Source organism: Pseudoalteromonas sp. APC 3893 (genome assembly GCF_030408095.1).
Classification (GTDB): Bacteria; Pseudomonadota; Gammaproteobacteria; order Enterobacterales; family Alteromonadaceae; genus Pseudoalteromonas.
In genome coordinates this window covers 50,811-67,256 of the sequence record NZ_JASDCD010000007.1, presented here as the reverse complement: position 1 = coordinate 67,256, position 16,446 = coordinate 50,811, and the positions used below count along the sequence as shown (strand labels likewise).

At 42.3% G+C, this 16,446-nt stretch carries 20 protein-coding genes; 4 read left to right on the top strand and 16 right to left on the bottom strand.

Annotated features, from left to right (window positions below; translation table 11 throughout):
- Positions 1-36: 36 nt before the first annotated feature.
- From QMA12_RS10735 to QMA12_RS10690, 10 genes are all read right to left on the bottom strand, one after another.
- Positions 37-861: a peptidoglycan DD-metalloendopeptidase family protein gene (locus QMA12_RS10735; protein ID WP_087531023.1), complete on the bottom strand. Its 825-nt coding sequence runs from the start codon at positions 859-861 to the stop codon at positions 37-39.
- A gap of 41 nt (positions 862-902) precedes the next feature.
- Positions 903-1,481 carry a YqaA family protein gene (locus tag QMA12_RS10730; RefSeq protein ID WP_087531024.1) on the bottom strand — a complete coding sequence of 193 codons (579 nt, stop codon included), beginning with the start codon at positions 1,479-1,481 and terminating at the stop codon, positions 903-905.
- A gap of 9 nt (positions 1,482-1,490) precedes the next feature.
- The gene (locus QMA12_RS10725; RefSeq protein ID WP_087531183.1) at positions 1,491-2,129 is read right to left on the bottom strand and encodes a protein-L-isoaspartate(D-aspartate) O-methyltransferase; all 639 of its coding nucleotides are present in this window, start codon (positions 2,127-2,129) and stop codon (positions 1,491-1,493) included.
- A complete protein-coding gene (gene surE, locus QMA12_RS10720) occupies positions 2,119-2,883 on the bottom strand; it encodes a 5'/3'-nucleotidase SurE (protein ID WP_087531025.1) in 765 nt (254 codons plus the stop codon). Before surE ends, QMA12_RS10725 begins: the two co-directional genes overlap by 11 nt.
- Positions 2,884-3,912, bottom strand: coding sequence for a tRNA pseudouridine(13) synthase TruD (locus QMA12_RS10715; protein ID WP_087531026.1), 1,029 nt, complete (start codon positions 3,910-3,912; stop codon positions 2,884-2,886).
- Complete coding sequence (gene ispF / locus QMA12_RS10710) at positions 3,909-4,391, bottom strand: 2-C-methyl-D-erythritol 2,4-cyclodiphosphate synthase (protein ID WP_087531027.1); 483 nt, start codon at positions 4,389-4,391, stop codon at positions 3,909-3,911. Before ispF ends, QMA12_RS10715 begins: the two co-directional genes overlap by 4 nt.
- Positions 4,388-5,089 carry a 2-C-methyl-D-erythritol 4-phosphate cytidylyltransferase gene (ispD, locus tag QMA12_RS10705; protein ID WP_290210176.1) on the bottom strand — a complete coding sequence of 234 codons (702 nt, stop codon included), beginning with the start codon at positions 5,087-5,089 and terminating at the stop codon, positions 4,388-4,390. Before ispD ends, ispF begins: the two co-directional genes overlap by 4 nt.
- The gene (gene ftsB, locus QMA12_RS10700) at positions 5,079-5,369 is read right to left on the bottom strand and encodes a cell division protein FtsB (RefSeq protein WP_087531029.1); all 291 of its coding nucleotides are present in this window, start codon (positions 5,367-5,369) and stop codon (positions 5,079-5,081) included. The genes ispD and ftsB overlap by 11 nt, the downstream gene beginning before the upstream one ends.
- A 72-nt stretch (positions 5,370-5,441) precedes the next feature.
- Positions 5,442-6,059 (bottom strand): hypothetical protein, encoded by a 618-nt coding sequence (locus QMA12_RS10695; RefSeq protein WP_087531030.1) that lies wholly within the window; start codon positions 6,057-6,059, stop codon positions 5,442-5,444.
- A gap of 63 nt (positions 6,060-6,122) precedes the next feature.
- Positions 6,123-6,599: a DUF2947 domain-containing protein gene (locus tag QMA12_RS10690; protein ID WP_256829146.1), complete on the bottom strand. Its 477-nt coding sequence runs from the start codon at positions 6,597-6,599 to the stop codon at positions 6,123-6,125.
- 60 nt (positions 6,600-6,659) lie between these two features.
- Here QMA12_RS10690 and QMA12_RS10685 point away from each other — a divergent pair, with 60 nt between their 5' ends.
- From QMA12_RS10685 to QMA12_RS10675, 3 genes are read left to right on the top strand one after another with little or no spacing between them, the layout of a single operon-like run.
- Positions 6,660-6,899 carry a DUF1653 domain-containing protein gene (locus tag QMA12_RS10685; RefSeq protein WP_290210175.1) on the top strand — a complete coding sequence of 80 codons (240 nt, stop codon included), beginning with the start codon at positions 6,660-6,662 and terminating at the stop codon, positions 6,897-6,899.
- Between the two features lie 52 nt (positions 6,900-6,951).
- Positions 6,952-7,800 carry a MoxR family ATPase gene (locus QMA12_RS10680; RefSeq protein ID WP_290210174.1) on the top strand — a complete coding sequence of 283 codons (849 nt, stop codon included), beginning with the start codon at positions 6,952-6,954 and terminating at the stop codon, positions 7,798-7,800.
- Position 7,801: 1 nt separating this feature from the next.
- On the top strand, positions 7,802-8,989 hold the full coding sequence (locus QMA12_RS10675; RefSeq protein WP_290210173.1) for a VWA domain-containing protein: 1,188 nt from the start codon (positions 7,802-7,804) through the stop codon (positions 8,987-8,989).
- A 38-nt stretch (positions 8,990-9,027) separates the two neighbouring features.
- On the opposite strand, the gene QMA12_RS10670 is transcribed toward QMA12_RS10675, so the two are convergent.
- The 5 genes from QMA12_RS10670 to tkt all read right to left on the bottom strand — a co-directional run bounded on the left by QMA12_RS10670 (position 9,028) and on the right by tkt (position 14,235).
- Positions 9,028-9,342 carry a type II toxin-antitoxin system MqsA family antitoxin gene (locus tag QMA12_RS10670; RefSeq protein ID WP_290210172.1) on the bottom strand — a complete coding sequence of 105 codons (315 nt, stop codon included), beginning with the start codon at positions 9,340-9,342 and terminating at the stop codon, positions 9,028-9,030.
- A 167-nt stretch (positions 9,343-9,509) separates the two neighbouring features.
- A complete protein-coding gene (locus tag QMA12_RS10665; protein WP_290210171.1) occupies positions 9,510-10,742 on the bottom strand; it encodes a divalent metal cation transporter in 1,233 nt (410 codons plus the stop codon).
- 132 nt (positions 10,743-10,874) lie between these two features.
- Positions 10,875-11,231 carry a ribosome-associated translation inhibitor RaiA gene (raiA, locus tag QMA12_RS10660; protein WP_087531037.1) on the bottom strand — a complete coding sequence of 119 codons (357 nt, stop codon included), beginning with the start codon at positions 11,229-11,231 and terminating at the stop codon, positions 10,875-10,877.
- A gap of 183 nt (positions 11,232-11,414) precedes the next feature.
- A complete protein-coding gene (locus tag QMA12_RS10655; protein ID WP_087531038.1) occupies positions 11,415-11,726 on the bottom strand; it encodes a pyrimidine/purine nucleoside phosphorylase in 312 nt (103 codons plus the stop codon).
- 517 nt (positions 11,727-12,243) lie between these two features.
- Positions 12,244-14,235, bottom strand: coding sequence for a transketolase (tkt, locus tag QMA12_RS10650; RefSeq protein ID WP_290210170.1), 1,992 nt, complete (start codon positions 14,233-14,235; stop codon positions 12,244-12,246).
- Positions 14,236-14,511: 276 nt separating this feature from the next.
- Here tkt and metK point away from each other — a divergent pair, with 276 nt between their 5' ends.
- On the top strand, positions 14,512-15,663 hold the full coding sequence (gene metK / locus QMA12_RS10645) for a methionine adenosyltransferase (protein ID WP_290210169.1): 1,152 nt from the start codon (positions 14,512-14,514) through the stop codon (positions 15,661-15,663).
- A gap of 241 nt (positions 15,664-15,904) precedes the next feature.
- On the opposite strand, the gene QMA12_RS10640 is transcribed toward metK, so the two are convergent.
- Positions 15,905-16,297 (bottom strand): diacylglycerol kinase, encoded by a 393-nt coding sequence (locus QMA12_RS10640; RefSeq protein WP_087531184.1) that lies wholly within the window; start codon positions 16,295-16,297, stop codon positions 15,905-15,907.
- Positions 16,298-16,446: the final 149 nt, after the last annotated feature.

Genomic DNA, 16,446 nt, shown 5'->3' with positions numbered 1-16,446 from the left:
AGTGATTATTCAATCACTGGTGTCAATACCCGATAGCTAAGGCAAGTATTTTTGGGGATTAACAGCTTTTCCTCTATAACGGATCTCAAAACGCAATGCCGTAACATCAGAATCTGAACTGCCAATCTCTGCTATTTTTTGCCCTGCTTTCACATTCTGTTTCTCTTTAACTAACAGCTTCGAATTGTGTGCATAGGCACTAAGGTAATCATCATTGTGTTTCAAAATGATTAAATTACCATATCCTCGAAGTGCGTTACCCGCATATACCACGGTCCCTTGTGCTGCTGCTAAAACAGACGACCCTTTTTTGTTAGTAATTTGTAGCCCTTTATACCCATTTTCCCTAGTCGAAAAACGTTGTGTTACTTTACCTTTAGCGGGCCAAGACCAACGTACCTTTCTTGGGTTTAACTGGCTAGTATTACTAACTTTTTTACTGGCTTGCTTTTGAACATACTCTCGTTGTTTTGGCTGATCAAGCTCTTTTTTTAATTTTTTGTTATTTTTTAGTTTTAATTTTGTAGACTTTCTGCTCGAATTCGTATATTTTTCCTGCTTTTTATTTTTTTCTGTAACACGAATAAAAGAGATCACTTGACCAGGATGAATAATGTAAGGGGCTGGTATAGCATTATTTTTTGCTAATGTTCGAAAATCTTGGCGGGCACTAAATGCTATAGAGTAAAGCGTATCTCCCTTTTTAACGGTGTACTTGTCCCCATTTATATTTATTCTGCTGGTGTATGGTTTAACACTTGTATCCAAGCTACTAACAGGTGCAGGGGCTTGGCGGGAAGAGCAAGCGCTGAGCAAAACACTCATAAATAAAGTAACATAGAGCACATATTGTTTATTCATGGTGCTTTACCCTTAATTTCAAAAGTTGTAACTTTTAGCGGTTAACGTAATAAAAAGTAAGCAATGACGATTAAAATGACTAAGCCCCAGCCAAGTGCTTCAACGTATTGACGTAATTTTTGCTCCATTTTCACACCGCCCCACTTCATTAGCGCTGCGACCAAAAAGAACCTCGCGCCTCTGCCAACCGCTGAAGCGAGTAAAAAAGGTAAAAAGGCCATATGTAAAAGCCCTGCACCTATAGTGAATACTTTATAAGGAATGGGTGAGAAACCAGCTAAAAAAACCACCCAAACGCCGTAGCTTTTAAACCACTCAAGAGCGATATTAAATTTGTCTTGCCAACCCATTTGGCTAATAAGCGGTTCAACCACAGGTTCAAATAACCAAAACCCCAACAAATAACCTAAAACACCACCAATCACAGATGCAATCGTAGTAAAACTGGCAAAACGCCAAGCTTTGCTAGGTTGCGCAAGTGCCATAGGTGCTAACATTACATCAGGCGGAACCGGGAAAAAAACAGATTCAGCAAAACTCATTCCGGCTAAATAACGCTCTGCATGGCGATGTTTTGCCCACACTAACGCCATATCGTATAACTTAGTAAACAATTTCAAAGTGACTTCCTATTCAATATCACCAGGGACAAGTGGAACAAATCTCACTGGTGCAATTACATGTTGGGTAAATTTATTATCTTTTCTAACAACCATTACCAGTTGTTGTTCTTCGTTGCCAATTGGTGCAATCATTACTCCCCCATCGGCGAGTTGGTCAAGTAATGCTTGGGGAACTTGCGATGCTGCAGCTGTAACAATAATCCCTTGAAACGGGGCTTGTGATTGCCAGCCTTGCCAGCCATCTCCGTGTTTCATTGCTACGTTGTACAAATCAAGGTTATGTAATCGCCGTTTGGCTTGCCATTGCAGCGCCTTTATACGTTCAACTGAACATACTTTGGTAAAGGTTTTTGCCAGTACTGCAGTTTGATAACCCGACCCAGTACCAATTTCAAGAACTTTATCACGAACCCCAGCCAAGCGCAGTAATTCTGTCATGCGGGCAACTATATAAGGCTGTGAAATAGTCTGTCCTTGCCCTATTGGTAATGCTGTATTTTGATAAGCTTTGTGCTTTAGTACATCGTCGATGAATATATGTCTAGGAATAGCAGCAATCGCATCGAGAACCTGCCTATCCTCAACGCCTTCTCGCGCTAATAAATCAGCCAGAGCCTGCGCACTGCGAGTATAATTAGACAGCACCATTGATCTCCATTGTTTTAAGCCAATCGCCAACCGCTTGTATGCTTTCTTTCGCGGTCATATCAACACTTAAAGGTGTAACTGATGCATACCCATTATTAATGGCATAAAAATCTGTGCCATTGCTGGCATCACTTTCTGCACCTAAGGTGCCATACCAGAATATATCGCGGCCCCATGGGTCTTGTTGCTTGGTCATGGTTTCAGCTTTGTGGCGAGCACCTAAGCGGGTTACCTGAACACCTTTTAGTTCACTCAATGGAATATCTGGTACATTAATATTTATAATTTGATCTTTTGGTAATGGATGCGAAGTGAGCTCTTTGATAATACTAACAGCCACCGCAGCCGCGGTTTCAAAGTAGTTACCTTCTTTTGAGCATAACGACACAGCCACAGCAGGCAAGCCTAAATGACGACCTTCGGTGGCAGCAGCAACAGTGCCAGAATAAAGCGTGTCATCACCTAAATTAGCGCCATGGTTAATACCCGCAACAACTAAGTCTGGCTTTTCATCTAGCAACTCATTAACACCTAAATGCACACAATCTGTTGGTGTGCCGTTTACTGATATAAAACCATTTTCAAGCTTGGTCGCACGCAAAGGGTTCATCAGCGTTAAAGAATTACTTGCGCCACTGCAATTACGATCAGGTGCCACCAAAGTGACATCAGCAATTTGTGTCAAAGCTTGATAAAGTACGGCAATTCCTTTCGCGTTTACACCATCATCATTACTCAATAAAATTTTCATTTACGCGTCCTTTTCTTTGTGTAATTTGGGGCTCGCATCGGTGTAATCCACCAACTCACGAAGTAGTGCTGTAGCAAAGGTGCCTTTAGGCAAACCAAAGCTTAATTTTATCGTGGTTTCATCAATTGTTTCTACCGCTAAATCTTGTGGTATTAAGCGTAACATTCTGCGTTCGTTTTTAAGGCCCAGCTCACCAAGCCCTTCACACCATTCTTGGTATGGTTCTAGCCATTCTTTCTCTTGCTCTGTTAAGCCTTTTTCGCTTTTACCTACCATAGGTGCCGACATCATAATGTCGCCAGAGGCAAGCCGAGCAATATTTTCATCGCTAATGGCGTCTTCAAAAAAGGCATTACTACCGCTGAGCATAAATACTTCACGGTGCATGGTTTTAGCCAAACCGTGCTCGGCAACACGTAAGTTAACAATTTGATTAAACACATAGGAGCGTGCCGCTGAAATAACCAAGCCACGTAATTTTTTATCACGAATACGCTCGCCAGCGAACATTCGCTTTGCCATATCAAGGTTATGCCCGCCATGACCAAAGCGCTGCTCACCAAAATAGTTAGGTACGCCGGCACGAACGGCATTAATTCTACAAAGAATATCTAACGGCTGTGTGACATTGCGCAGCGTAATTGTAAATTTATTACCCCTATGGCATCCCGTACGCAGTTTACGATTGTGTCGTTGCTGAGAAACTATAAATACCGAGTCACTATTAAGCTCAGTAAAATCAATCTCTTTTTTTATTGGCACTGGCACGCTAAACCATTGGCTACATACGCCGTGGCGATCTTTCATACCCGCATAACTGACATCCCGTGGTGAAATCCCCGCTTTTTGCGCCAGTAACTTAGCAACATATTGGGTGTTTTCGCCTTTTTTTACGACTTGCAAACACACATGTTCACCACTGCCAGTAAATTCAATGCCAAGGTCTTCATCAACCATGAAGTCTTCAGCCGAGGTTTTAAAGTCCGCTTGAGATAACGGCTTACCATACAAATAGTTTAATTCACTCATACTGAGAGCTTACTCATGATCACTACTGCATGGCTTGAAATGCCTTCTTTACGTCCTTCAAAACCCAGCTTTTCCGTAGTAGTTGCTTTTACATTCACTTGGCTAAGCTCGGCCTTTAAATCGGCGGCTAAGTTTTCACGCATAGCCTGTATATGAGGCAACATTTTTGGCGCTTGAGCCACAATCGTGACATCTGCATTACCGAGTACGTAGCCTTGCTGCTTAGCTAAATCAACTACATGACGAAGTAAAATACGGCTGTCGATATTTTCATATTCGCTGGCAGTATCTGGAAAGTGTTTACCAATATCACCCATCGCAAGCGAACCTAAAATCGCATCACACAATGCATGAATTGCCACATCACCATCGGAATGGGCTAAAAACCCTTGTGGGTAAGCTATTTTTTCACCACAAATAGTTAACGGGCCTTCGCCGCCAAATTTATGAACATCAAAGCCATGGCCAATTCTAATCATGATGCGTTCTCGCTGTGTTGTTTTTGGAGTAAAAAGTGGGCTAAATCTAAATCTTCTGGTGTGGTTATTTTTATATTATCGCTGCGCCCAGGCACTAACTTGACTGGTTTTTTCGCCCACTCAATAGCTGATGCCTCATCGGTGATTGCTACTTGCTGTGCCAATGCACCTTGTAGTGCGTTCGTTAAATCTGTGTATTTAAAAAATTGTGGCGTCAATGCCTGCCATAAGTCATCTCGTGGCACCGTTTGTTCACTGTGGGTATCACCACGCTTTATTGTGTCTTTGACCTTAGTCGCTAAAATGCCACCTTCATCAGCGCTTAGGCATTGCAGTATTAAGTGTTCGATATCAGTTGTATTAACTAACGGTCTAGCAGCATCATGCACTAACACCCAATCAGGTGGATCAGCATGCAAGGTTAATAACCCATTTAGTACTGAATCAGCACGCTCTTTACCACCACAGGCTCGAACGATTCGCTTGTCCATCTGGGGTATCTGTTCGTAAAAGGGGTCATCATCACTGACCACCACAATTATTTTATCGAGCTGTGAAAGCTTAGCCAACTTAGCTAATGTATGCTCTAAAATAGTTTTCCCGGCCAGAGTTATGTATTGTTTTGGCGCGCTATGTTTCATCCGACTACCTACACCAGCGGCAGGGACAATAGCAGCGATTGTATGTTTATTTTTCATTGAGTTGTTGTCCAGGTAACACACGTATAAATGTCTCACCTGGCTTGATCATTCCTAATTCGTTACGAGCGCGCTCTTCAACGCCTTCTTGACCTAATTTTAAGTCTTCAATATCAGCTTTAAGTACTTTATTGCGCTTTATTAAGTTGGCATTAGTGTCTTGGTGGGAAGTAACCGCTGATTTTAATCGACTATAATCTTGCACACCATTGTGACCAAACCACAATCGGTATTGTACAAACAACGCTAAACAAAGTAGCGCAAATTGAAACAGCCGCATTAAACACTCCTTGGTTGTTGCTTTATCAGTTTAAGTTAAAAATACACATTAGAAGACAACTGATGTTAAGTTTTACTGAACATGAGTGCGCTTTAAATTACGCCAGTTAATATTACTAGCTAGCAGCATTTCTCTCAACGACAGCACACGCGGAGCGCATCGCTTATTAAAACGCCACTGGTGGCCACAACAAGCAGCGCTCATCGTTGCTTTTGTTGGTTTTAATAGTAACGCAGTTTGCCCTTCAAGCGACCTACCTTGGCAATCAAACCAACCATGTTCATTACAATGAAGTTTATTGTCGCTTACTTGGTCGATACTGTCTATTGCTACCCGAGTTTGATTGGCGTTATCGAGTAATAACGGCACAATTAAGCCTAATTTTTTATAGCGGGAATAAAAATCGGCAAGATCATCTTGGCTAGGTGGTTTGGCCTTTTGTTTATCTAACCAACTACCATTTTGTGGATCAAGCACAAAAGGGACCTGACCATTCACCACACGAGTGGCTGCACGTTCAATATAGTAAGGTAAACTTTTTAATATCGCGCGTAGGCGCTGTTCACTAGGTTCGCTAACTAATCGAGTTATTTCACGAGCATAAAACGCATTGCATAGTTGAGCATACAACACACGTTGTGCATCAGATTGCCAAATATCAACTTGTTGATCAGGGTTACTCGCAGTCAACGCTTCTACTCAATACACCTAGGTGTTTATTTTATAGCATAGTATTGACCACTTTTTAAGCGTCTAAGCAGGCTTATTACCCAGCTTTGCATCACCGTTTTCTAAAAACTGCACAACAGCATCACGTTTTTTACCAAGTAATAAACTGCCGTCTGCTAAAAACATAAAGTTCTGCCAGTTACGTTTAAATACCGCAAAACTGGTTTCAATAATGTTATCTCGCGCCATACAAAAATACACAGTCGTATTTGCCTGCCAATCTAAGTGCGCTAAAATTTCTTCAGGTGGTAGCTCTGCCCCTTCTTCCCAGGCTGCTTCCCAGTGCACAGTTTGTGTAAAGCTTTCGTCTTTACCACACCAATCTGTTTTATCAAAAAAGTCTGGGTGGTCGTGCTCTCGGCTCACCATAGTGCTCCAAAGTACAGCGGCACGTTCATGACTCATAGGCTTAATTAAAGCAAGATCTTGCTCTGAAACAGGCGCATCTTGGTGGCGAAAAACCCACGCTTTTTTGTAATCATCTAACGGTATATAGTTCATAATAGTGGCAAATTAGTTAGCATTAAAAGTGCAAGCACAAATTATACAAGAGATCAAAACATGACTACAGCAATAAAACCACTTTCCCTCAAATCAGGCTTATACCAACACTACAAAGGTCCGCAATATAAAGTGCTCCATGTTGCCACCCACAGCGAGACGCAAGAACAACTGGTTATTTACCAAGCCCTCTATGGCGAATTTGGCATTTGGGCGCGTCCATTGAGTATGTTTTTAGAAACCGTGGAAAAAGACGGTCAAACTATCCCCCGCTTTGCTTACCTTGGCGATGCCGAATAGTTATGGCATCATGTTTAAAATCATTACTGCTCAGACCAGATAAGGTATTACCGTGCAATTTAATTCTACAGATAACTACATCGCAAGTAATTCGTTAAAACAAGCGGTTAATGCGGCTATTTTGCTGGAAAAGCCACTTTTGATTAAAGGCGAGCCCGGCACAGGTAAAACCATGTTGGCCGAAGAGCTGGCGAAAAGTTTAGATACCACACTGATACAGTGGCATATCAAATCGACCACCAAAGCACAGCAAGGCTTATACGAGTACGATGCGGTGTCACGCCTACGTGATAGCCAACTCGGTGATGAGCGTGTGCACGACATCGGCAATTACATTGTTAAAGGTAAGCTTTGGCAAGCCTTTACCTACGGCGAAGAGAATAATAAACGCCCAGTATTATTGATTGATGAAATAGACAAAGCCGACATTGAATTCCCGAACGATTTATTGCTTGAACTTGATAAAATGGAGTTTCATGTTTATGAAACCGGCGAGCGCGTAGTTGCTAAACAGCGCCCTATTGTGATCATCACCTCAAACAACGAAAAAGAACTGCCAGATGCATTTTTACGCCGCTGCTTTTTCCATTACATTGACTTTCCATCAAGTGACGAAATGCAGCAAATTGTCGACGTACATCACCCTCACGTTAAGCAAGATTTAGTACGCCAAGCGCTGGAAGTATTTTTTGGCCTACGCGAAGTTAACGGCATTAAGAAAAAACCTTCCACCAGCGAATTACTCGATTGGTTAAAGCTACTTATGGCCGAAGACATCGACGCAAAAACGCTGCACGACAAAAGCCAAAAAAGCGGCCTAATGCCAATGTTTGGCGCGCTTTTGAAGAATGAGCAAGACATCAGCCTAATCGAAAAACTTGCCTTTATGAGCCGCCGTTAACATGTTGATTGCGTTTTTCTTCAAACTGCGTGAATACCGACTACCTGTGAGCATGCGTGAGCTACTTGATTTAATCAATGCACTAAAAAAAGGCGCGGTATTTGCCGATGTTGACGGGTTTTACTATTTAGCCCGTACCATTATGGTAAAAGACGAAACCCATTTTGACCGTTTTGATAAAGCCTTTGCTGATTACTTTAGCGGCATTGCTGATTTCGATTTACTCGAAAGCCTAAAACAGCAATATGATTTACCTGATGACTGGCTGCGCAAAGAGTTTGAAAAACACCTAAGCGATGAAGAAAAAGCCCAACTCAAAGCCATGGGCGGCCTTGATGAACTAATGAAAACCCTGAAAGAGCGCCTTGAAGAACAACAAAAACGCCATGCTGGCGGGAGTAAATGGGTGGGCACGGGTGGTACATCACCTTTTGGTGCGTATGGTTATAACCCAGAAGGCGTGCGGATTGGTCAAGACGGTAATCGCAACCGCCGCGCGGTAAAAGTGTGGGATAAACGCGAATACCGAAATTTAGATTCAGATCGTGAAATAGGCTCGCGCACCATTAAACTCGCCCTTAAAAAACTACGTAAATTTGCCCGCACTGGCGCAAGTGACACGTTAGATTTAAACGAGACCATTCGCGCGACCGCCAAACAAGGCGGTATGCTGGATGTAAAAATGGCACCAGAGCGCCATAACGCGGTAAAAGTACTCATGTTGCTTGATATTGGTGGCTCAATGGATGATTACATTCACACCTGTGAAGAACTATTTAGCGCCGCCCACAGCGAGTTTAAACACTTAGAGTTTTATTACTTTCATAACTGTTTATACGAGCATGTTTGGCAAGATAACCAACGCCGCCACTCAAACGTCATCGACACCATGACGCTGATCAACAAGTTCACCAGCGACTATAAAGTAATATTTGTTGGCGACGCTACTATGGGCCCGTATGAAATCGCCTATCCCGGCGGCTCAGTAGAGCACTACAACGAAGAGCCCGGCAGTGCCTGGTTGCAGCGAGTCACCAATCACTTTGATAAAGTCGCGTGGCTCAACCCACAACCGGTTGAACACTGGCGTTACTATCAATCCATTGATTTTATAAAACAGTTGATGAATAACCGCATGTACCCACTGAGCTTGGATGGCATTAGTAATGCGATTAGAGAATTAACATAGATACGAGGTTATAGGGGCTAGGTACTAGAAATACCAACTCACAACTCAGCTATGTGGTTCAATGTCTCAGGGTGACGCTGCACTAGCTTTAGCAATGTTATCGCTTGACCATTCGGTGCGCTGCGGCCTTGCTCCCAGTTTTCAAGGGTTCTTGCTGATGTATGTAATAGGTTTGCAAACACGCCGCGCGACATATTAAACGTTTCGCGAATTTTAATGATTTCATCGGGTGAAATGGCAAGCTCGTCTATATCATTCACTGCATGTGTGCGTAATGTAAGCTTACCTTGTGAATGCGCCTTTGCATCAATAAGAGCTGTAGTTAATTCTGAAAATAAATCACGATTGCTCATTGCGCCACGCCTCCATAAAATCTTTTAACTGTTTCTTTTGATCTGCTGTTAAATCTATCATTCCATTAACTAAATATACGCAAATAGCGTACACTTTTCAAGTTAGCTATTATTGCTTTACCCTCGCTAACTTTACTCTTGCTAACTCTTGTAACTCGCTCACTTAATTAAACCAGCTTCCAACCTAAAAACACCAATGTAAAACCAACCAAATAAACCAAGCCAATCCAACTTAAAGTACGTACTAGTTTAGAGTGTTGAATACTGGGCTCTGAGCGCACTAGGCTGAAGTTTAGCCATGCAAATACCGGGGTGGTGACAAATGCAAGTGTCATGGCAAAGGTGAGCATGGGGCCGAGGGCTGATTTAAAAAACAAAATCACCGCCATGCCAGCGAGTGATTGCAGTATTAGCCAGGTGTTTAAGCTGTGTTTACTTTGCTTAAAGCCTAATAACTTGTGTGATTCGTTAAGTGTACGCGCGTAACCGTCTAGCACAGTTAAAGTAGTACCAAACATACATAAAAAGGCGATAACCGACACCAATGGCCTTGCCCACTCGCCGATTGTGAAGGCGTACATATCAATCAGCTGTTTTGCAAACGCCACGCCGCCTAGCTCTATAGTTGCGCTTTGTCCGTATTGCACTAACACACCGAGTGAAAAGAATACTAATGCCAGCCCTGCGGTTAACCAATAACCTAAATTAAAATCAAACAAACCTTGCGCTCGTGTTACCGTTTGTTGGCTTTGTTTTTCTTTTAGCCATAGCGAGCTTAAAGCTGAAATTTCAATGGGAGCAGGCATCCAGCCCATAAGTGCGACCATAAAACCCAGCATAGCAAGCTCATACGGTGAGGGGCCAACATAGCCTACAGGTGCCATTGGCCCATTACTAAATGCAATTATAAGGGCAATAACAGTAGCAAGGGTGAGTAAGCCCATAATCGCTTTAGCAACGTTATCGAGTGCTTTAAAATGCCCAAGCAATAAAATAACCAAACATACCGCTAAAATTAACCAACATAATAGCGTCACAGAAATACTCACTGGCAAAGCATAATGCAATAGGCTTGCGGTGAGTAATAACACGCCAGCGGTATTTACTATGGCAGCAATAATATTCAAACCAATAAAACTGTAAAAGAACCAAGGCCCTTTACTCTGATAGCCTTCAACTAAGCTTTTTTTAGTGGCTAGCGTGTACTCTATACCAAAGCGAAAAAACGGATATTTAAGAATATTTACCACCACAATTAGCCAAAATAGCTGCCAGCCAAAGATTGCCCCTGCTTGGGTTGATGCTACTAAATGAGAACCACCAATTGCCGCTGTAGCCATTAAAATGCCAGGGCCTAGTGCGTTTAAACGGGTTTGCCAAGTTGATACTGCTGATTGCATGTGTGTGCTTACTATATTGTTTTTATTAATAAGCAAGTTACAGCGTTTTACTAAGGATTGAAAGTGAGAAAATTAGTGGAAGATTAAACGGTTCGCTAGATCCTAGTTACCTAGAACCTAGCCCCTTTATTTTTAACGCAAGTCCATTTCTTGAACTTTTTCGTGAGCAATTTCAGGTGTGGTGCTCACTGGTTTTTCGTGTAGGTTCGCTTTAATTTGTCCTTTACGATGTTTTAGTGCCGCATCGAGTTTTTTAGCCGCGTTTTTAATTGCAGGATAAAGAACTTCATCTTCACCTTTTACTGATAAACGCGCGCCTTCATAAATAGTGCTAATTTCTGCTTGGAGCTTATGATGCTCTTTTGAAAGAATAATATCGAGTGCGATCAGAGATGGAAAATGGCTCGCAATTTTTGAAAACTTTTCGTTGATGTGTTCTCTAATAGAGTCAGTAACGTCAACATGGTGACCAGAAAGATTAATTTTCATAGGGTATCCTTTTTTTTGTTACCTCAACTCTAGTATTGGGGGCTATTTGAATTAACACAAGCAGAAAACTCAGAAATATGACATTTATTTGTTATTAAAGGTGATTAAGATCAATCCGAGGGCATTAAATATGCAAAACCCCGCATGATGCGGGGCTTTCAGCGCGATTGTTGATTTTGTATATTAAGTGTACGAACAACAGTAATCGGCAAAATCAGCCACTTTTACTTGGAAAGTAACGTTCGCATCAACGTTAAATGACTCACCTGCTGACATTGTTTTCCATTCACTCTCGCCTGGTAGTAAAACTTGCCACTGACCGCCATTGAGTTCCATTAATTCTTTTTTGCTAGTGGCGAATTCAAACTCACCCGCTTGCATAAAGCCTAATGTTTTGGTGCTGCCATCTGCAAAAATTACCGTACGGCTTGAAACTTTACCGTCAAAGTACACGTTTGCTGTTTTAACAACACTTACATTATCAAACTGAGACATCCTCACTCCTGTTTATTTAAGTTTATAATTTTAATTAATGACACAGTGCCTGATACGTCTAAGGCTTGCAAGTGCAGTGATGTGAAAAAAGTTCATTTGATTTCGGGCTTCGGGCTTCGGGCTTCGGGCTTCGGGCTTCGGGCTAACAGTGCAGGTCGTGCTCTAGCGCGTCGAGATTTAAAGGTTAAATAAGTGATTAAATCCCCAGTTATCTTTTAATAAACAGATTCAATCATAACTGCCTTGTCTCATATTAGCAGTAATTCCACTACCCAGAACGATTATAATGAAACCTAAAAAGACTAAAAAAGGCACTAAAAATCGAGGCTAAAGCACCCTCCTACGATTTTTCCTTGGCACTGTCCTCAAATTAAAAACTGACGGCTTATGACTGACAGCTGTGGTTCTGGCCTGGGCTCTGGCTGTTGGGTTTCGCTACGCTCTACCCAACCTACCAATAAAAAAGCCCGCACTGCGTTTAGTACAGTGCGGGCTTTTAAATTTTAATCGTTAAAGCTTAAAACAAGTCGTTTGCTTTGTTTACGATGTTTTCTACTGTAAAGCCAAAGTGTTCAAACAGCTCGTTAGCAGGTGCAGACTCACCAAAGGTGGTCATACCTACTACTGCGCCGTTTAGGCCTACGTATTTGTACCAGTAATCAGCAATACCCGCTTCGACTGCTACGCGGCGTGAAACTGCAGCTGGTAGTACACTTTCTTTATAGGCTGCGTCTTGTGCATCAAATACATCAGTAGATGGCATAGACACAACACGTACTTTCTTACCTTGCTTACGTAGTTCTGCCGCTGAGTCTTGCGCTAATTGCACCTCAGAGCCTGTGGCAATTAAGATAAGCTCTGGCTCGCCATCACAGCTAAGTACATAACCGCCTTTTTTCACGTCGCTTAATTGCTGCGCTGAACGAGCTTGTTGAGCAAGACCTTGACGCGTAAAAATAAGTGACGTTGGGCCGTCTTTACGTTCAATGGCTTGTTGCCACGCGATTGCAGACTCAACCTGATCACACGGGCGCCAGTTAACTAGGTTTGGCGTTAAACGCATGCTAGCAATTTGCTCTACTGGTTGGTGAGTTGGACCATCTTCACCTAAACCAATTGAATCGTGCGTGTATACAAAGATGCTTGGCACTTTCATTAATGCAGCCATACGTACAGCGTTACGTGCGTATTCCATAAACATTAAGAAAGTCGCACCGTAAGGAATAAAACCTTTATGCAGTGCAATACCATTCATAATCGCAGACATACCAAATTCACGTACACCGTAATAGATGTAGTTACCGCTAGCGTCATTTGCCTCAAGGCCTTTAGAGCCTTTCCAAATTGTTAAGTTTGAACCTGCTAAATCAGCAGAGCCGCCCATAAATTCAGGTAATAAAGGACCAAATGCATTGAGCGCATCTTGTGATGCTTTACGCGATGCTGGATTTGCTGGGTTTGCGTCAAGTTGCTCAATATACGCTTGTGATTTTTCAGCCCAATCAGCTGGTAGCTCACCACTTGTACGGCGTTTGAACTCTGCTGCTAGTTCTGGGTGTGCAGCTGCGTATGCGGCAAATTTTTCATCCCAATTAGCTTCTAGTTGCTTACCTTTTTCTTTGCCATCCCACTGACTGTAAATATCAGCTGGAATGTCAAATGCCTCACCAGTCCAACCAAGGAACTCACGTGCTGCTTTGATTTCGTCTTCACCTAGTGGTGCGCCGTGACAATCATGGCTACCCGATTTATTTGGTGAACCGTAACCAATCACAGTTTTACAACAAATTAGTGTTGGTTTGTCGGTGATGCTGCGTGCTTCTTCGATTGCGGTGCGAATTGCGTCTGAATCATGACCATCTACACCACTAATTACATGCCAGCCGTAGGCTTTAAAACGTGCTGGTGTATCATCGCTAAACCAACCTTCAACTTCACCATCGATTGAAATACCGTTGTCATCCCAAAATGCAACTAACTTACCAAGGCCTAATGTACCTGCAAGTGAACACGCTTCGTGAGAAATACCTTCCATTAGGCAACCATCGCCCAAGAACGTATAAGTATAGTGATCAACGATATCGTGACCTTCACGGTTAAATTGTGCCGCTAATGCTTTTTCAGCAATCGCCATACCTACCGCATTTGTGATCCCTTGACCTAATGGGCCCGTAGTAGTCTCAATACCGGGTGCATAACCATACTCCGGGTGTCCTGGTGTTTTTGAATGCATTTGACGGAAGTTTTTAATTTCCTCAATAGGCAAATCATAACCACTTAAATGCAAAAGAGAATAAATAAGCATTGAACCGTGGCCGTTTGAGAGTATAAATCGATCTCTGTCTACCCACTCTGGATTCGTTGGATTGTGATTTAGATAATCGCGCCATAGTACTTCTGCGATATCAGCCATGCCCATAGGGGCTCCAGGGTGGCCAGATTTGGCCTGTTGTACTGCGTCCATTGATAAGACGCGAATAGCATTTGCAAGTTCTTTGCGAGACGGCATGAATTCTCCTACCTTTAACTGTATTTGCGCTGGTTATTGTGTGTTTAACAAGAACACCCATTCTTACTTATTGTGGGGGCTGTGTGCAATTAAAAACCTGATTAAATTAGGCATTATGAATTTTTTTTAAGAACAAAATGTTATTAGTAATTTTATTTAGACGTCTAGGCGTAAAAAAACTATGCAAGTAACCTTGTTTTAGATAAAATACGCCCCTTAATTTTTTAGCGCTAATACCGACGTTTGTGAAGCGCAATATTTGTGAGCAGAAATACAATGGCAAAACATTTATTTACTTCTGAATCTGTTTCTGAAGGTCATCCGGATAAAATCGCCGATCAAATCTCTGATGCGGTACTTGATGCTATCCTAGAGCAAGACTCTCATGCCCGTGTTGCGTGCGAAACTTACGTAAAAACCGGTATGGTGATGGTTGGTGGTGAAATCACTACTAGCGCATGGGTTGATATTGAAGAGATCACCCGTAAAACAGTGCGTGAAATTGGCTACACGCATTCAGACATGGGTTTTGATGCAGACTCATGTGCAATTTTAAACACTATCGGTAAGCAATCACCTGACATTAACCAAGGTGTTGACCGTACTAGCCCAGAAGAGCAAGGCGCTGGCGACCAAGGCCTAATGTTTGGTTACGCATGTAACGAAACTGAAGTGCTAATGCCTGCACCAATCACTTATTCTCACCGTTTAGTACAGCGCCAAGCACAAGTACGTAAAAGCGGCGAGCTAAACTGGTTACGTCCAGATGCAAAATCACAGGTTACGTTTGCATACGAAAACGGCAAGCCAGTAGGCATTGATGCTGTGGTACTCTCTACTCAGCACAGTGAAGACATTTCACAAAAAGATTTAGTAGAAGCGGTGATGGAAACTATTATCAAGCCGGTACTACCTACTGAGTTAATTACTAGCGCAACTAAGTTCTTTATCAACCCGACTGGCCGTTTTGTAATTGGTGGACCTATGGGTGACTGTGGTTTAACTGGCCGTAAAATCATCGTTGATACTTATGGCGGCATGGCACGCCATGGTGGTGGTGCATTCTCTGGTAAAGATCCATCAAAAGTTGACCGTTCAGCTGCATACGCTGCACGTTACGTTGCTAAGAACGTAGTAGCGGCTGGTCTTGCTGATAAGTGTGAGCTACAAGTGTCTTACGCTATTGGTGTTGCAGAGCCTACGTCAATCAGTGTTGAAACGTTTGGTACAAGTAAGCTTGAAGAATCACGTTTAATCGAACTTATTCGTGAACATTTTGACTTACGCCCTTACGGCTTAATTCAAATGCTTGATCTTGAGCGTCCTATTTATCAACCAACTGCGGCTTATGGTCACTTTGGTCGCGATGAATTCCCATGGGAACGCACAGATAAAGCTGACGCACTTCGCGCCGCTGCTGGCCTTTAACTCCAGTCTTTGTTCGAATTAAAAAAAGCGCCGTTTGGCGCTTTTTTTATGCTTATAAATCGTGTTGTTGTGTCGCGAGTTTACCCCGTGCAATTAAATTAAAAAGTAATTTATTCACAAAGAGCTTAAGAGGCGCTGCGCTTTAGAGAAGTAATTATAAAAATAATAGCTAGAACTGACTCGGTGCTAAGATCTATTCGAAGCTCGCCTCACGAAGCCCGTAGCCGTTTTACCTAACTTCCTAACCTATCAATGTAAGTATTTTCTCATACCCTGCTACCCCCCAAACTACCATTAATATCAACAAGGCTAAACTAACAGCCGCAGAGGCAATATCTTTCGCGCGGCCAGATAAAACATGGTACTCAACCCCAACTCTATCGGTTAACGCTTCAATGGCTGAGTTAAGTAGCTCAACAACTAATAAAAATAAAAAGCTAACAACCAATATCGCCCAGTGTTGTGGTGATTGCGCGAACCAAAATGATAATGGCAATAACACAATCCCTAACGCCAATTCGGTTCGAAAAGCTGACTCTTCTTTAAACGCTGCTTTAAAGCCTTTAATAGAGCATTTAGTTGCTTTAATAATACGCCCAAGACCAATGCCGTTGGGCTTATTAATTAAGTTTATTTCTGGTTTATTCATTTTTTTATATCTTAAATTTGCGTAATCTAAACTTAACTTTCAAAAGTTGTTCAGAATCGAATAACAGCGATAAAGATCGATTTTACCGGTTTATTAATCATCAACAATAAAAAGCTTATTATTAATTCAATATA

Bases quoted from the DNA above. Each gene is read 5' to 3' on its own strand.
- QMA12_RS10735 (WP_087531023.1), bottom strand. From the start codon at position 861: ATGAATAAACAATATGTGCTCTATGTTACTTTATTTATGAGTGTTTTG.
- surE (WP_087531025.1), bottom strand. From the start codon at position 2,883: ATGAAAATTTTATTGAGTAATGATGATGGTGTAAACGCGAAAGGAATT.
- QMA12_RS10715 (WP_087531026.1), bottom strand. From the start codon at position 3,912: ATGAGTGAATTAAACTATTTGTATGGTAAGCCGTTATCTCAAGCGGAC.
- ispF (WP_087531027.1), bottom strand. From the start codon at position 4,391: ATGATTAGAATTGGCCATGGCTTTGATGTTCATAAATTTGGCGGCGAA.
- ispD (WP_290210176.1), bottom strand. From the start codon at position 5,089: ATGAAAAATAAACATACAATCGCTGCTATTGTCCCTGCCGCTGGTGTA.
- ftsB (WP_087531029.1), bottom strand. From the start codon at position 5,369: ATGCGGCTGTTTCAATTTGCGCTACTTTGTTTAGCGTTGTTTGTACAA.
- QMA12_RS10690 (WP_256829146.1), bottom strand. From the start codon at position 6,599: ATGAACTATATACCGTTAGATGATTACAAAAAAGCGTGGGTTTTTCGC.
- QMA12_RS10685 (WP_290210175.1), top strand. From the start codon at position 6,660: ATGACTACAGCAATAAAACCACTTTCCCTCAAATCAGGCTTATACCAA.
- QMA12_RS10675 (WP_290210173.1), top strand. From the start codon at position 7,802: ATGTTGATTGCGTTTTTCTTCAAACTGCGTGAATACCGACTACCTGTG.
- QMA12_RS10670 (WP_290210172.1), bottom strand. From the start codon at position 9,342: ATGAGCAATCGTGATTTATTTTCAGAATTAACTACAGCTCTTATTGAT.
- QMA12_RS10665 (WP_290210171.1), bottom strand. From the start codon at position 10,742: ATGCAATCAGCAGTATCAACTTGGCAAACCCGTTTAAACGCACTAGGC.
- raiA (WP_087531037.1), bottom strand. From the start codon at position 11,231: ATGAAAATTAATCTTTCTGGTCACCATGTTGACGTTACTGACTCTATT.
- QMA12_RS10655 (WP_087531038.1), bottom strand. From the start codon at position 11,726: ATGTCTCAGTTTGATAATGTAAGTGTTGTTAAAACAGCAAACGTGTAC.
- tkt (WP_290210170.1), bottom strand. From the start codon at position 14,235: ATGCCGTCTCGCAAAGAACTTGCAAATGCTATTCGCGTCTTATCAATG.
- metK (WP_290210169.1), top strand. From the start codon at position 14,512: ATGGCAAAACATTTATTTACTTCTGAATCTGTTTCTGAAGGTCATCCG.